Origin of the sequence: Streptomyces sp. SirexAA-E (assembly GCF_000177195.2) — a bacterium.
GTDB classification, from domain to species: Bacteria; Actinomycetota; Actinomycetes; order Streptomycetales; family Streptomycetaceae; genus Streptomyces; species Streptomyces flavovirens.
Genome location: NC_015953.1, coordinates 6533932 through 6548536, shown reverse-complemented (window position 1 = coordinate 6548536; position 14605 = coordinate 6533932). Strand labels below are relative to the sequence as shown.

Sequence of the window (14605 nt, the reverse complement as noted above, 5' to 3'; positions counted from 1 at the left end):
CCGGCAGTGTTGCCAACGGCCTCACCCGGGTTGGAGAGTGGATCAGCGAGCGGCGCCATGTGTGTCTTCGCATCCGAGGCTCGCGGTCGCGCACGAGGCCGTAAGGTCGGGCACGCGTGTGGCGGGACGGGGGGGACGGGGGATCAGTGACTCGTGTGCTGTGTGTCCACGGGATCGGCCAGCAGTTCAGCGGGGAGCACGACCAGCATCTGCGCTGGAGTGCCGCGCTCCGCGACGGTCTGCTGCGCGCCGGCGCCTCCCCGCTCGTACCGGAGGACATCCACTGCCTCTTCTACGGCGACCTGTTCCGGCCGCCCGGACGTGTACTGGCCGCGCAGGAACCGCCGTTGGACGCCTCGGACGTGGACACCCCGTACGAGGCGGAGTTGCTCGTCGCCCTGTGGGAGGAGGCGGCGCGCACCGATCCGGCCGTCGTGCCTCCGCGGGCCGACACCCTGGCCCGGACGCCGCGGTCCGTGCAGAAGGCCCTCGACGCCCTGAGCCGTTCGCGGTTCTTCGCCGGTGTCGCCATGCGCTCGCTGATCGCGGATCTCAAGCAGGTCCGCGCCTACCTCTGCGACCAGGACACCTACGCGCGGGTGCAGCGGCGGACCGCCGACGCCGTCACCGAGCACACCCGGCTCGTCGTCGGCCACTCGCTGGGCAGCGTCGTGGCGTACGAAGCGCTGTCGGCGCACCCCGAATGGCCCGTGCGGTCCCTGCTGACGCTCGGTTCACCGCTCGGGATCCGCAACCTCGTGTTCGACCGGCTCCGCCTCCCCCACGGCGGTACGCCGGGTGACTGGCCCGGGTCGGTCGAGCGCTGGACGAACCTCGCCGACTCCGGGGACGTGGTCGCCCTGGTGAAGGACCTCCGCCCGCTCTTCGGCGAGCGCGTCGAGGGCCACCTGGTGCACAACGGGGCGCGTGCCCATGACGCGGCCCGGTATCTGTCCACGGCCGAGGCGGGCCGGGCGGTGGCCCATGGCTGCGGACTCCTCTGAGCCGCGGCCGATCGGGGCACCGCGAGGGGGCGGTCCGGCGCGCCGCTATCTCCTGGCCACCGCCGTGCCGCACGTGACCGCCCACCCCGAGCTGGACACCCCTCAACTCGCCGAGGACGTGGGGCGGATCGAGGAGCTCTTCCTCGGTGAACTGGGATACGAACGCGCCGTCTCCCTGGGCCTCGACCCCGGCCGCGACCGGCTGACCAGGGCGCTGCGGGGGTTCGCCCGGTCCCCGGACAGGCGCCCCGAGGACTACCTCGTCTGCTACATCGCCGCCCACGGGGTCGTCTCACCTGACAGCGGCGGCCACCATCTCCTGCTCGCCGACAGCGACGCCGACGACCTGCCCGGCACGGCCCTGCGCACGGAGGAGCTGATCACCCAGCTCTGGGAGGGCACGCCCCTGGAGCGGGTCCTGATCCTGCTGGACTCCTGTCACGCGGAGGCCGGCGGCGACGACGCCCTGCACGCCGCCCTTCAGGTCCGCCGCTACCGCGCGCCCGCCACGAAGTCGACGGGGACGGGTCTGGTGCTGATCTCCTCGTCGCGCCGCAAGGAGTACACGAGCCCGGGTGCGCTCTCGTCCGCCTTCGTCCGCGCGGTGCGCAGCAGCGCGACCGCGGGGAACGCTCCCGAGTCGATCAGCGTGGACCACATCATGGCGGCCGTCGGCAACGATCCGCGGGTCCCCGACTGGCAGCAGCCCGTCCTGTCCGCCACCCAGGTCTCGGCGGGCATCCCCGCCTTCCTTCCGAACCCCCGCCACGTGCCCGACACGGCCGATCTCAAGCTCGACGAGATCGACCGGATCATCTCGCTCCGGAGGCGTGAGCTCGTGGCGAGGGAGGCGGAGCTCCTCAGCCACTTCATGCCCAGGGCTCGGGGCACGGACGTACAGACGGACGAGGTCTGGGACTTCACCGGACGCCACCACGTGTTGAGGGATCTCTCCGGATGGCTGGCCTCCGGGCACACCGCCGACCGGTTCTGCGTGGTCACCGGCGATCCCGGTTCCGGGAAGTCCTCGGTGCTCGGCCTCGCCGCCCTCCTGAGCGATCCGGACCGGCGGTCCGCCGTCCCCCTGACCGGTCTGCCCCAGGACGGCGTCCCGGGCCCCGGTGCCGTCGACGCGGCGGTGCACGCGGGACACAAGTCGACACGGCAGGTACTGGACGCCGTCGCCGCGGCGGCCGGGTGCGAGGCGGAGTCGGTCGGCACGCTCATCGCGGCGTTGCAGCGGCGTACCGCGCCTCTGGTGGTGCTCGTCGACTCCGTGGACGAGGCCCTCTCCCCACGCGAGTTGTCGGACGAACTCCTGCGCCCTCTCCTGGACCCGGGGCTCGGCCTGCCGCTGCGCCTGCTGATCGGCTCCCGCCGGCACATCGCCGACCGGTTACCTCCCGCCTCGCTGCGCATCGACCTGGACAGCCCGCGCTACGCGGACCCGGCCGCGGTCCGCGCGTACGTCCGCAAGCTGCTGACGGCCCCCGGCGCCGTGACGGCGGGGAGTGACGACGCCTACGTGGACGCGGTGGCGGGCGCCGTCGCGGCGGCGGCCGGACGCTCCTTCCTGGTGGCCCGCATCACGGCCCGGACGATCGCCGGGGAGAGCCGGCTGCCGGATCCGCACGACCGGAGCTGGCGCGACGCGCTGCCCCGCCTGCCCGGCGAGGCGATGGAACGGGACCTGCAACAACGCCTCGGCGCGGACGCGGAACGCGCACGCGACCTGCTCGTTCCGCTCGCCTACTCGCAGGGCGCCGGGCTGCCCTGGGCGGGGGTCTGGCCGCGGCTCGCGTCGGCGGTCGCAGGCCGCGCCTACGGCGACGAGGACATCGTCTGGCTGCGGGAGGCCGCCGGATCCTACGTGGTGGAGAGCGTGGAGGACGGCGGGTCCGTCTACCGCGTCTACCACCGGGCGCTCATCGAGTACCTGCGGGAGGGCAGGGACGCCACAGCGGTCCAGCGAACCGTCACCGAGGTGCTGCGGCGCGGCGTCGAGGACAGACCCGGGCAGGGCTGGGCGACGGCCCATCCCTATGTGCGCCACCACCTCGTCCTGCACGCGGCCGAGGGCGGGCTGCTGGATCCCCTCGTGCAGGACGCCGAGTTCGTGCTGGCCTGCGATCCGGGAGAACTGATCGCCGCGCTCCCCCGGTTGCGCACCTCCGAAGGCCGCCAGGCGGGCCTGGCGATCCGCGAGCTGGAACAGCTGCTACGGGACCACGACGGCTCCGGCGACTCCCCCGGGGCCCGCGCGAAGCTGCGGCTGGCGGCCCTGTGCCGCGGCGCCGGGGCACTGGCGGACTCCTGCGACCGTTCACCTGACGGTGCGCCACTTCCCTGGCGGGCACGCTGGGCGGTGTGGGATCCGAGCGGAGGCAAGCGCGCCTATCCGGGGCTGGCCGCGCTGTTCGGCGCGGTGGTACGGCTTCCTGGAGGCGGCGGCGGGTTCGTCGGGGAGCGTGCCCGCGGTATCGGCGCAGAGAGCTGGGACCTGGAGACGGGGGAGCCGGCCGCGATGCCGGGCGGGCTGCCCTCCGAGTACCTCCGCTGCTGGACAACGGTACCGCAGCGGGCCGGATGCGCCGCGGCGGTGACGACGGACTTCGCGTCCTTCTGGCGCTGGGTGGACATGGAGCGTCTGCTGTCCGTGTGTGTGCGGGGCGAGGGCGCCACCACCTGGCGGCTGCCGCCCGCGCCCGCCGACGGTGACGTCCTGGTGGGCTGGAGACCGGGCACGACGTCTCCGGAGTACGGCATGTTCTCGCCCACTCGCATCGCGGTCAGCGCGGCGGACGCGGGCGCCACGTCGGCCGCCCTGTGCTTCGCGGGGCCGAAGGTCCTCGTCTACGAGCTCGGCGGGACACCGGCGTTGCGCCGCCTCACCCGGCGCGAGCGCAGGGAGGCCTCCCCGACGGAACTCGAGGAGCACGCGGCACGCTCCCCGCAGCGCCGGGGCCGGCTGCGGGAAGTGTTCGACGCCGGTTCGCCGGTCACGGCGTGCGGGGCCCCCGCCGGACTGCCCGCCGACTCCTTCCTGTTCGGCTGCGCGAACGGCGACGTCGTCCACCGGCGGCCGTCCACGGACGGCACCGCGCGTCTGAGCGCCGTTCATCGCGGGGCGGTCCACGCACTGGACCTGGTCGGCGCGCACCCCCGCGGAAGGCTCCTGGTCAGCGCCGGCGAGGACGGCACGGTGTGCCTCACCTCGCTGGACAGCCAGGAGCGCGTACGCACCCTGCTCGCGGTGCGCGAGCCGGTCGTCTCGATCGCCGCGCACCATGTCGGGCAGCAGTGGCTGGTGGCCGCCGCGACCTCACGAGGGCTGCTGCACCGGATCGACCTGGACAGCGGCCGGCCGATCGGTCCGCCGACCCGGATCGGACCGCCCGACCGCACCGTGGCCGTGGCCGCCTTCCGGCTCGGTGCCCTCCACTGCGTCTCCGTGCAGGGGGGTGAACGCGGGCTCCAGCTGTACGACCTGCTGTCGGGCGACCGCGTCGGCGGCAAGGTGTACCTGCACGAGGCCTCCCAGGTGGCGGAGGTGGCCGCGGGGCTGTGTGTGGGCGGCTCCGACGGCATCGTGCGGATCTGGCCCACCGAGTTCGCCTCCGACACCTACGAGATCGACGCCCATGACGGACCCGTGATCGCTCTGGGCGAGGTCCGGGGGCCGGGCGGCGCACCGGCCGTCGTCACCGTGGGGGAAGACCGCGAGCTGCGGTGCTGGGACCTGGCGCGGCGCCGTGAGCTGTGGCGGCGCGTCCTGCCGTCCGCGCTCCTGTACCGCGACCGGCTGCCGATGTGCGCGGTCGTCGGACAGGGCCGGGACGGCCGCGACCTGGTGGTGACGGGCGACGGAGGCGGGCAGGTCCGCGTGCTGGTGTCACGGGGCGGGGTCGTACTGGCGGAACAGGAGTTCCGTGTCCTGGGCCCCGTGACCGCCCTCTGCACCGGACGTGTACGGGGACGCGACGTCGTGGTGGCCGGAACGGGATCGAGCGGGAGCCACTGCTGGGACGTCACGCACGGCCGCTGGTACGCACGGTGGCCGACCGGCGCGGACGCGCCCTGGACGACGGCGCTCGCCCTCGCACCGGACGGTTCGGGCCGGCTGGCCGTCGCGGGTGGCGACGGCACGTTCCGGATCTGGTCGCTGCCCGCGTACCGGCCGCTCACGGAGCCCGTACGGGCCCACCGGGCGGACATCGCCGCGGTCGCCTTCACCGGCACGCCCGAGACGCTCCGGCTGGTGACCGCCGGCGGCGACCAGCGGCTCGCGGTGTGGGCGGTCGACGGCCGGCCGCAGGGCCCGTGCTGGGAGCGGCACATGCCGGTACCCGTCTGCTCCCTCCGGGCCACGGCGGACGGCGCCGTCTGCGGCGACGATCACGGTGGTGTCTGGCGGCTGCGGACCGGTGACGGGGACTGGCGGGTCGCCGAGGCGGTCCAGGCGGTCCCGCCGGTCGGTGGAGTGGCCCTCGCCACGCATGAGGGCCGGCAGGTGGTGGTCTCGGGCCAGCCCTCACGGCTGGGATCACTGCGGGTGTACGACGCGGCGGACGGGAAGCTGCTGCGCAGGCTCCGGCCGGTGTGCGAGAGCGGGGTCGACTCCCTGACGTCCGTCCGGTGGCGGTCGCCCGGCCGGGAGCCGCGGCAGCTGCTCTTCTCCCTGAGCAGCTGGGGCGTCCTGGAGTACTGGGACCTCGACGACGACGCCTTCCGTCCGCGGGGGCGGCCGCTGGCCGTACCGGTGCCGCACGGGAGACAGGACGCCGGCCGGCTCCGCGTCGTCGCGGACGAAGCGGGGGACGGTGAGACGCTGCTGGTCTGCGGTCCTACGGAGGGGCCGTTCGCCGTGCACGACGTGGCACAGGGCCGGCTGCTGTACCACCGCATCGCCCGTCGGCGCCGGAACCGCGGCTTCCAGGATGTCGACATCGGCGGGGTGTGGGTGGTTCGCCACGGGAGGCGCAGGCTCGCCGTGCTGGAGACGGAACCGGGCCGGCTGTACGTCCTCGACGTCGACAGACGGGAGTGGGCGTCCCGGTGGTTCGCCGCCGACGACGTGGCGGAGGTTCTGGCCGTAGGGCAGGAGGCGGGGCCCGGCATCCTCGTCGCCTCCGCGCACGGCACAGCCGTGTTCGGTCTGCACGCGGCGAGGTACACGCCGGCCGGAGGCCCCGGGTGGCTCGCGCCGACTCCGGTCGTCAACCTGTCGACGGCGCCTTCCAGCCCACCGTCCGGAGCCAGGAAGGCCCGCCCCGTCCACCGTCACGCGGCCCCCGCCGGTATGTCCGTACGCCACGCGGCGCTGCTGCCCGGCGGCATCGAGTACGCCGTGGCGGGCGGCCACGACCTGGCCGTCCTGTCCGTACGGGGCGGCGAGGTGCTCCGCCGGATCGAACTGCCCTCCTCCTGCACGGGGTTGGCGGTGGATCCGGCCGGTGCGCTGGCGGTGGGGAGCCACAACGGCCTCGTCCTCTTCGACTGAGGGCACACGGACCGAAGACGCAACGGCCGAGAGGACGAGCCACCTCCTGGCAGCCCGCACCCGCGCACATATCCGAAAATTTTATTGCGCAACTTCTGCTGCACACCTACCGTGGGCGCATGCGACCGAAGCGTGAGCCCGAGCAGATCACCGACCTCTCCCGGCTGAAGGCGTTGACCAGCCCCCTGCGCATGCAGCTCTACCGCCTGCTGTACGCCGCGGGCTCGGCGACCGCCTCCCAGCTCGCCGAACAGGTCGACCAGGCGCCGTCGCTGGTCAGTTACCACCTGCGGAAGCTGGCCGAGCACGGCTTCGTGACCGAGGCGCGCGACCGGAGCACCGACGGCCGGGAGCGGTGGTGGCAGGTGGCGTACGAGGAGGGGTGGGGGTTCCGTGACTCGGACTTCGCGGGCACCCCCGAAGGAGCCGCCGCCGTCGGCGCGTTGGCCCGAGGCATCCTCGACACCCGCACCGCCCAGTACCGGGCGTACCTGGACCGGACCGCCGCCTGGGGCAAGGCCTGGTCGGACGCGGCGTTCAGCTCCGAGTGGGTGCTCGACCTGACTCCCGCCGAACTGGCCGAGATGAGCGACGAGTTCGCGGAGCTGACCCGGCGCTGGCGGGATCGCGGCAAGACCGCCCAGGCGGACGGCGACACGGAGGACCGCGAGCACGTGTCCGTGCACCTCTACGGCTTTCCCTTCCGGCCCTGACGCAGCCCTCTCCCCCGACCCCTTGGAGCCCGCCATGGCCGCCGCGGAGACAGCCCTGCCCGAGAGCGCCACCACACCGGCCCATCGTGACGGCAACGTGCTGCGCTGGCTCGCCGCGTACACCGCCTCGCTCGTCGGCGACAGCGTGTACTTCGTCGCCCTCGCCTGGTCCGCCCAGAGGACCGCCGGGCCCACCGAGATCGGCCTGATCATGGCCGCCGGGGCCCTGCCGCGGGCCCTGCTGATGCTCGGCGGGGGCGTGCTGGCCGACCGGTTCGATCCGCGCCGCGTCATCCTCGGCAGCGACGCGGTGCGGTGTCTCCTCGTCCTCTCGGTGGCCGCCGCCGTCGCGCTGACGGCACCGGCCCTGTGGTTGCTGGTCGCGGTGGCGGTCGTCTTCGGCGCCGTGGACGCGCTGTTCGTGCCCGCGATCGGGGCCCTGCCCCCGCGTATCACCGGCCCCGGCCAACTCGCGCGCGTCGCCGCTCTGCGGTCCCTGTCCATGCGCCTCAGCCAGATCGCGGGCCCGCCCGTCGGTGGTCTGGCCATGGGCATCGGCGGTGCGGCGGCGGCCTTCACCGTCGCGGGCCTCCTCTTCGCCCTGTCCTTGCCGCTGCTGCTGTCGATACGCCTACGGCCCCTCGGGACGTCCGGCGGGGCGCAACCGGAACCGGGCACGGCCTGGAAGGACCTCCTCGACGGGCTGCGCTACATCCGCCGCCACCGGCTCATCGGCCCGCTCGTGGCCGTCGGCGCCATCTGCGAGCTGGGCCTCGTGAGCACGCTCAACGTCGGCATGGTGCTCCTGAACGCCGAGCGTGGATGGGGGCCGTCCGGCTACGGCTGGATCGTCGGCGGCTTCGGCGCGGGCGCGGCGGCCGGCGCCGTGCTGCTCGCCGCCGTCGGCCGGGTACCACGGGCCGGTCTGACGATGACCGGCGCACTGTTCGTGGGGTGCTCGGGGGCGGCCGCCATCGCGTTGGTTCCGTCCCTCCGGGCCGCCGTGGTGCTGGCAGTGGTCGTCGGTCTGAGCGCGGGCCTCTTCGGCGCTCTGGACAACACCCTGATCCAGGCCGCGGCGGATCCCGCCTATCTCGGCCGGGTCACCTCTGTCGTCATGCTCACCATGGTCGGCCTGGCTCCCCTCGGCTACCCGGTGGTCGGGGCGGCCATCGGCGCCTGGGGTACTGCCCCGGTGTTCGTCGGCTGCGGCGTATTCGCCTGCCTGGGCGTGGCCGTCGCCCTGGCCTCCGGCGCGGTGCGGCGGGCCGAACTGCCCCGGCAACGGCGCGCCTCCGTCTGAGGGGCGCATCCGCCGGCGAGCGCGAACCGGTCGTCGACCGCTCCGTCTTCGGACGTGCCGCCGGTGACGGGGCCGGGGCGGGAGTGCTCCGGGCGGCCGGACGGTGCGGTGCTCACGTCGGCCCGGGCGAGCCGGACCGGGAGCGCGGCGCCCTCCTCCCGACGGGAGACGCTGCCCGGCGGTCTGCTCGCAGGGACGGTGAGGCGAGCTGCTCGTCGTCGAACAGCGGAGGCGTTCCGTACGGGTCCGGCTCCGCCGGCGCGGCCGGGCCGGCCCCTGTCTCCGGAACGGCCGGGGCCTCAGGGTCGAAGTCCTCCGGGGTCATGGCCGTCCAGTCACGGCCCTCGCGTTCACTCATGGGGCCCTCCTGCCCGGTACGGGATCGCACACGCGGATCCGGCCGGGCTCACCCGGGCGTGCGTCACGGCCCGGCGGTCACCGCCGCATGGCCGTGGGCTGGGCGCCCGTGCGCATGGCGGCGTCGGTGCCACCGTCGACGTAGAGGATCGAACCGGTGGTGAAGCGGGCCTCCGGGCGAAGGAACTGCTCCACCCAGAACGCGATGTCCTCGGGCTGCCCGAAGATCCCCAGCGGCATCGGCGTGGGGAAGGAGTCGGGGTCCGGGGTGGCCGTCACATCGGTGGATCCGGTCATCAGCGGGGTGATCACCGCGCCGGGCGCGATGGCGTTGAGGAGGACACCGCGCCGGCCCCACTGAGGGGTCACCGCGGTACGCCGGACCCAGCGGGCGAGGGCGAGCTTCGACGTCGCGTAGGCCGAGATGCTGGGTGCCGACCGCACGAGCGCGGCGGGCAGGGCGCTCTGCGCCTTCGCCGCCCGGTCGCGGGCGGCGTCCTCCTCGCCGTCCAGCAGCAGGTCCAGCAGGTCGTCGTCGATCAGCGGGACGGTCGAGGCCGAGTTGGAGCTGATCACCACGGCCCGTCCGGCGCCCGAACGTTCCAGCGCGGGACGCAGCCCCTCCAGCAGGGCGACGGGGCCGTAGTAATTGATCGACACGACCGCCGACGCGTCCCGCATGCTCGGGCCCACCCCGGCGACGGCGGCCACCCCGTCGAGGGTGCCGTCGGCGAGCCGGAGGACCTCCTCGACGGCGTGCCGACGACCGCCCTCCGTCCCGAGGTCCGCGATCACATCGGCGTCCCGGAGGTCCACCCCGATCACCCGGTGCCCTGCCGCCCGCAGGCGGTCGGCGCTCGCGGCGCCCATGCCCGAGGCGGAACCGGTGACGACGTACGTACTCATAACAGTCTCCTTCGGCGGGCATCGGCGACGACCCGCGTTCATCCGATCAGGTTCCATCGTAATTCAATCAGTGATTGGACAATGATGGCGGCCTCGTGGCCTGTGATGGAATGGACGCATGAGCCAGACCGAGGCCCCCAGCCGAGACCGCCTCCTCGACGCCGCCAAGCAGCTGTTCCTGGAGAAGGGGGCCGACCAGGTCTCCCTCCGCGCGGTCAACACGGCGGCCGGACTGAACCCGGGGGCGGTCCACTACCACTTCGGCTCCCGCGAGGGACTGGTGTCGGCCCTGCTGGAGCGGGAGCTGCGGCCCCTGTGGAGCGGGCGGCTGCACGCCCTGTCGGGCCCGCCCGGCGCCCGCGTCGAGGTGCGCGACCTGGTGACCGCCCTGGTCACGCCGTTCGCCGAGCTCGTCGGCAGCCGGGACGGCCGGGTGCTCTGCCACCTGCTGGCCCGCACGGCCCTGCCCACGGGACAGGTCCTCAACGTCTCACCGCTGTTCGCACCCGCCCCCTTCGAGGTGTTGCTCGGGCGCGCGTTGCCGGAGTTGTCGCCGCAGGAGGTCACGGAGCGCTGCCGGCTCGCCTTCAGCCTGGTGATGGAGTCCTACGGGCGCCCGCTGGTCAAGATGCCCGCGGAGCCCTCACCCTTCCCGCACACGGAGACGGTGATCGCGTTCCTCGTCGCCGGACTGACCGCCCCCTCGCACCACACCCCGGACACCGGCACGGCGTGACCCTTCGGCCGCGGGTCGACGGATGCCCGCACAACGCAGAAGACCCCAGATCGACTGGGGCCTTCGCTGGTGTCCGAGGGGGGACTTGAACCCCCACGCCCGATAAAGGGCACTAGCACCTCAAGCTAGCGCGTCTGCCATTCCGCCACCCGGACAAGGTGTCTGCCGTTCGCGGTGTTCCCGCGGCGACATGGAAAACAATACCAGGGGTTCGAGGTGCCTTTCACCCACGTTTCCCGTGGTCAGTGCGGTGCGGAGCGTACAGGGGGGCCCGCGCCGGGGCCGGGCACCGAACGTCACGCACCGGTCACTCCCGGTGCCCGGAGAGCGGTGGCGTGCCGGCCGCTGCCCGGGCACCGGGGCGTGAGGGGTCAGTGAGGGGTCAGTCGCCGCAGCGGCCCTCGCGGAGCGAGTGCAGGTGCTCGCTGGACTTGCGGGCGAAGGCGAGGGAGTCGACCGGGCTGTCGTGCTCGACCTGCCAGTGGTGGTAGGTGCGGCCCCGGTACGTGCGCTCGGTGACGCGGGTCAGGAAGGTCGTGTAGTCGAGGTCCCCGTCGCCGACGTCCGTCATGTCGTAGCCGTCGCGGGCGCTGTCGTTGCGGGTGCCGTCCTTGACGTGGAAGAGGGGGTAGCGGTCGGGCTGCTTGAGTACGTAGTCGATGGGGTTGAACGGGGCGGGTGTGCCGTCGGCGCGCCTGCCGAAGCGGAACTGGCCGGCGAAGGCCCAGTAGATGTCCATCTCCAGGTAGACCAGGTCCGGGTCGGTCTCGGCGAGCAGGACGTCGTAGAGGCGGACCTTGGGCTTGTCGGTGGCGAAGGAGAACTCCTCCGCGTGGTTGTGCTGGTAGAACTTCATGCCGCGCTTGCGGGCGGCGGCGCCGTAGGTGTTGAAGTCCTCGGCGGCGCGCTTCCAGCCGTCCACGGTGGAGCCGTAGCGGAAGGGCCCCGAGGCCGTGCCGATGTGCTTCAGGCCGAGGGCCTCGGCGTCGTCCAGGACCTGGGTGAGGTTCTGGGCGAAGGAGTAGGCGCCGGGGTTGTTGTCGTCGTAGTAGTTGACGTGGCTGCCGATGGGGTGGAGCCCGTGGTTCTTCGCCAGCCGCTTGAGCTGGGCGAGGGAGATGTCGCCGGCCGATCCCTGGGTGTAGCCGGCGAACTCGATCTCGTCGTAGCCGTACTTCTCCAGCTCGGCGAAGACGGGGGCGAAGCCCAGGGTGGAGACCTTGTCGCGGAGGCTGTAGAGCTGGATGCCGAGGCGGCCGGGCGGGAGGACGGGGCGGCCCTTGCCGTGTCCGTGTCCGTGGTCGTGTCCGTGGCCCTTGCCGGATGTGTGGCTCTGCGCCGTCGCGGCCTGGGCGTTCGCGGCGCCGACGAGGGTGGCCGCCGTGGCGCCGGCGGCGACGCCCAGGACGTTGCGGCGGCTCAGTCGGTGCGCGAGTTCCTCGTCCTTCGGGGTGCGGCTCATGGTCAGGTGTCTCCTGTGTCGGGGTGCGGGCGGAGGGTGGTCAGTGCAGTCCGGCGAGCCGGAGGAGCAGGGACTTCACTTCGGTGGCCCGGACTCGGCCGCCGTCGTACGCGTCGAACACTCGGGGGGTGGAGCAGAGGATGAGCGGGCCCTCGTCGTCGCTCTCGGGGAGGCGGCCGTGGCTGCCGCGGATGGGCGAGGGATCCAGGGGGACGACCGCCATCCGGTAGCGCATGCCGAGCTTCTTGCGGGCGACCGCGCCGGCGGCCTTGACCCGGACGTAGGGGTCCTGGGGGTCCATGAAGAGCTCGACGGGGTCGTAACCGGGCTTGCGGTGGATCTCGACGAGCTGCGCGAAGTCGGGGGCGCGGGCGTCGTCGAGCCAGTAGTAGTAGGTGAACCAGGCGTCCCGCTCGGCGACGGCGACGAGTTCGCCGGAGCGGGGATGGTCCAGGTGGTGGGCCTTCTTCCCCTCGTCGTCCAGGAGTTGCTCGATGCCGGGCAGATCCGCGAGGGCCTCCCGGGTCGCCTCGAGGTCCTCGGGACGGCGTACGTAGACGTGGGCGAGCTGGTGGTCGGCGACGGCGAAGGCGCGCGAGGCCATCGTGTCCAGGTATTCCATGCCGTCCTGGGTGTGCACCTCCAGCAGGCCGGCGCGGCGCAGGGCGCGGTTGATGTCGACGGGCCGGTCCACGCGGGTGATGCCGTACTCGGAGAGCGCCACGACGGTGCGGCCCTCGGCGCGTGCGTCGGCGATCAGGGGTGCCATCGCGCGGTCCAGTTCGGTGGCGGCCCGGTGGGAGCGGGGGTCGTCGGGGCCGTAGCGCTGGAGGTCGTAGTCCAGGTGCGGGAGGTAGCACAGGGCCAGGTCGGGGGCGCGCGTGGCGAGGAGGTGCCGGGTCGCGTCGATGATCCACTGCGAGGAGACGATGTCGGCACCGGGGCCCCAGAAGTGGAAGAGCGGGAACGTGCCGAGTTTCTCGGTCAGTTCGTCGTGCAGGGCGGGCGGCCGGGTGTAGCAGTCGGGTTCCTTGCGGCCGTCGGCGTAGTAGACGGGGCGGGGGGTGACGGTCCAGTCGGTGTCGGCGCCCATCGCGTACCACCAGCACACGTTGGCCACGGTGTAGCCGGGGTGGGCGCGGCGGGCGGCGTCCCAGAGTCGGTCGCCCTGGACCAGCCCGTTGTGCTGGCGCCACAGGAGGACGTCGCCGAGCTCGCGGAAGTACCAGCCGTTGGCGACGATGCCGTGTTCGTCGGGGGTGGTTCCGGTGAGGAAGGTGGACTGGGCGGCGCAGGTGACGGCGGGCAGGACGGTGGAGAGCGGGGCCTGGGCTCCGGTGCCGGCCAGGGACCGCAGGTTCGGCATGTGGGCGAGGAGCTGGGGGGTGAGGCCGACGACGTCCAGGACGAGGAGGGGGGTGGGCCGTGGGTCGTTCCCGGGGGCGGTCATGGCAGCTCCTTGAGTCCGAGGCCGGTCAGGAGGTCGCGGGCGAGGGTGAGTTCGGCGGCGATGCCGTCGGCGAGCTGGGCGCGGGTGCGGGGCCGCAGCGCGGCCGGGAGCGCCTGCCAGGTGTACGTCTCCACCTCGAGGTGCCGGGTGAGCGGCTCGGGCCCGCCGACCAGTCGGGTCAGGGTGCTTTCGAGTACGGACAGGGTGGAGGTGAGCGGGGGTGCGGGAGGGGCGTGCAGGGGGACGTGGAAGTGGGAGCGCCACGGGGTGCCGTCGGGCAGCGAGACACCGGCCAGGGCTTCGTCGAGGTCGTCGGTCCCGCGCAGTCCGGCGGCGGTGAGGGTGCGGGTCTGGTGCAGGAAGCGGGGTTCCGCGAAGGCGGCCAGGGCTTCGCGCACGGCGGGCAGGTGGGGGTGTTCGGCGTGCAGGGCGGCGGACAGCTGGGCCTTGGCCACGTGGACGCCCGCCGTGTGCAGGGCGTCCAGTGCGGTGTCCGGGTCCTCGAAGGAGGTGGCGAGGTGGCAGGTGTCCACGCAGACGCCGATGCGGTCGTGGCCCACGGCGGTGAGCGGGGCGATGGCGTCGGCGGTGGTCTCGACGGTGCAGCCCGGTTCGGGTTCGAGGCCGATGCTGATGGACTTGCCGGTCAGTTCGGCGAGGGCGTCCAGCCGCTGGGCGAGTGTGGTGAGGGCTTTGCGGGCGGTGGCCGCCGCCGTGGGATCGGTGGCGTACGGGGTGCGCCAGGCGATCGGCAGGGTGGAGACGCTGCCTTCGGTGACGTCGTCGGGGAGGAGGGCGGCGAGCAGCCGGGCCAGGTCGGTGGTGTGGGCGAGCCGCTCGGGGTCGGTCCAGTCCGGCTGGTAGACCCGGTACTTGACCTCCTCGGCGCCGAACCCCTCGTACGGGAAGCCGTTGAGGGTGACGACCTCCAGGCCGCGGTGGTCGAGTTCGGCCTTCAGGGCGCGGAGTGCGGAGGGGTCGTTGACCAGGGTCCGGGCGGCTTCCCTGGCGAGCCAGAGACCGATGCCGAGGCGGTCCCGGCCGAGCCGTCTGCGTACGGGCTCGCAGTGGTCGCGGAGCTGGGCGCGGACGCCGTCGAGGGTCTCGGCGGGGTGCACGTTGGTGCAGTAGGCCAGGTGGACGGTGGTGCCGTCGGGGTGGCGGAAGCGCATCG

The 14605-nt window shown here is 73.3% G+C and carries 10 protein-coding genes and 1 tRNA gene; 5 read left to right on the top strand and 6 right to left on the bottom strand.

Features of this window, described 5'->3' with window-relative positions:
* Window positions 1-146 precede the first annotated feature (146 nt).
* The 4 genes from SACTE_RS28595 to SACTE_RS28580 all read left to right on the top strand — a co-directional run bounded on the left by SACTE_RS28595 (window position 147) and on the right by SACTE_RS28580 (window position 8520).
* Window positions 147-1004 carry a hypothetical protein gene (locus tag SACTE_RS28595; RefSeq protein ID WP_014049497.1) on the top strand — a complete coding sequence of 286 codons (858 nt, stop codon included), beginning with the start codon at window positions 147-149 and terminating at the stop codon, window positions 1002-1004.
* Window positions 985-6504: a caspase family protein gene (locus SACTE_RS28590; RefSeq protein WP_014049496.1), complete on the top strand. Its 5520-nt coding sequence runs from the start codon at window positions 985-987 to the stop codon at window positions 6502-6504. Before SACTE_RS28595 ends, SACTE_RS28590 begins: the two co-directional genes overlap by 20 nt.
* Window positions 6505-6623: 119 nt before the next feature.
* The gene (locus tag SACTE_RS28585; protein WP_014049495.1) at window positions 6624-7217 is read left to right on the top strand and encodes a metalloregulator ArsR/SmtB family transcription factor; all 594 of its coding nucleotides are present in this window, start codon (window positions 6624-6626) and stop codon (window positions 7215-7217) included.
* A 34-nt stretch (window positions 7218-7251) separates the two neighbouring features.
* Complete coding sequence (locus SACTE_RS28580; protein WP_014049494.1) at window positions 7252-8520, top strand: MFS transporter; 1269 nt, start codon at window positions 7252-7254, stop codon at window positions 8518-8520.
* Window positions 8521-8632: 112 nt separating this feature from the next.
* Here SACTE_RS28580 and SACTE_RS28575 read toward each other — a convergent pair whose 3' ends face one another.
* Together SACTE_RS28575 and SACTE_RS28570 are read right to left on the bottom strand one after the other, a co-directional pair.
* On the bottom strand, window positions 8633-8878 hold the full coding sequence (locus SACTE_RS28575) for a hypothetical protein (RefSeq protein ID WP_014049493.1): 246 nt from the start codon (window positions 8876-8878) through the stop codon (window positions 8633-8635).
* A 77-nt stretch (window positions 8879-8955) separates the two neighbouring features.
* The gene (locus SACTE_RS28570) at window positions 8956-9783 is read right to left on the bottom strand and encodes an SDR family oxidoreductase (protein ID WP_014049492.1); all 828 of its coding nucleotides are present in this window, start codon (window positions 9781-9783) and stop codon (window positions 8956-8958) included.
* A 118-nt stretch (window positions 9784-9901) separates the two neighbouring features.
* Here SACTE_RS28570 and SACTE_RS28565 point away from each other — a divergent pair, with 118 nt between their 5' ends.
* A complete protein-coding gene (locus tag SACTE_RS28565; RefSeq protein ID WP_014049491.1) occupies window positions 9902-10519 on the top strand; it encodes a TetR/AcrR family transcriptional regulator in 618 nt (205 codons plus the stop codon).
* 67 nt (window positions 10520-10586) lie between these two features.
* On the opposite strand, the gene SACTE_RS28560 is transcribed toward SACTE_RS28565, so the two are convergent.
* The 4 genes from SACTE_RS28560 to eboE form a co-directional block, all read right to left on the bottom strand.
* A tRNA-Leu gene (locus tag SACTE_RS28560) sits at window positions 10587-10674 on the bottom strand.
* Between the two features lie 227 nt (window positions 10675-10901).
* Window positions 10902-11981, bottom strand: coding sequence for a sugar phosphate isomerase/epimerase (locus SACTE_RS28555; RefSeq protein ID WP_014049490.1), 1080 nt, complete (start codon window positions 11979-11981; stop codon window positions 10902-10904).
* A 40-nt stretch (window positions 11982-12021) separates the two neighbouring features.
* Window positions 12022-13431 (bottom strand): alkaline phosphatase family protein, encoded by a 1410-nt coding sequence (locus SACTE_RS28550; RefSeq protein WP_014049489.1) that lies wholly within the window; start codon window positions 13429-13431, stop codon window positions 12022-12024.
* Complete coding sequence (eboE, locus tag SACTE_RS28545) at window positions 13428-14603, bottom strand: metabolite traffic protein EboE (RefSeq protein ID WP_014049488.1); 1176 nt, start codon at window positions 14601-14603, stop codon at window positions 13428-13430. Before eboE ends, SACTE_RS28550 begins: the two co-directional genes overlap by 4 nt.
* Window positions 14604-14605 lie beyond the last annotated feature (2 nt).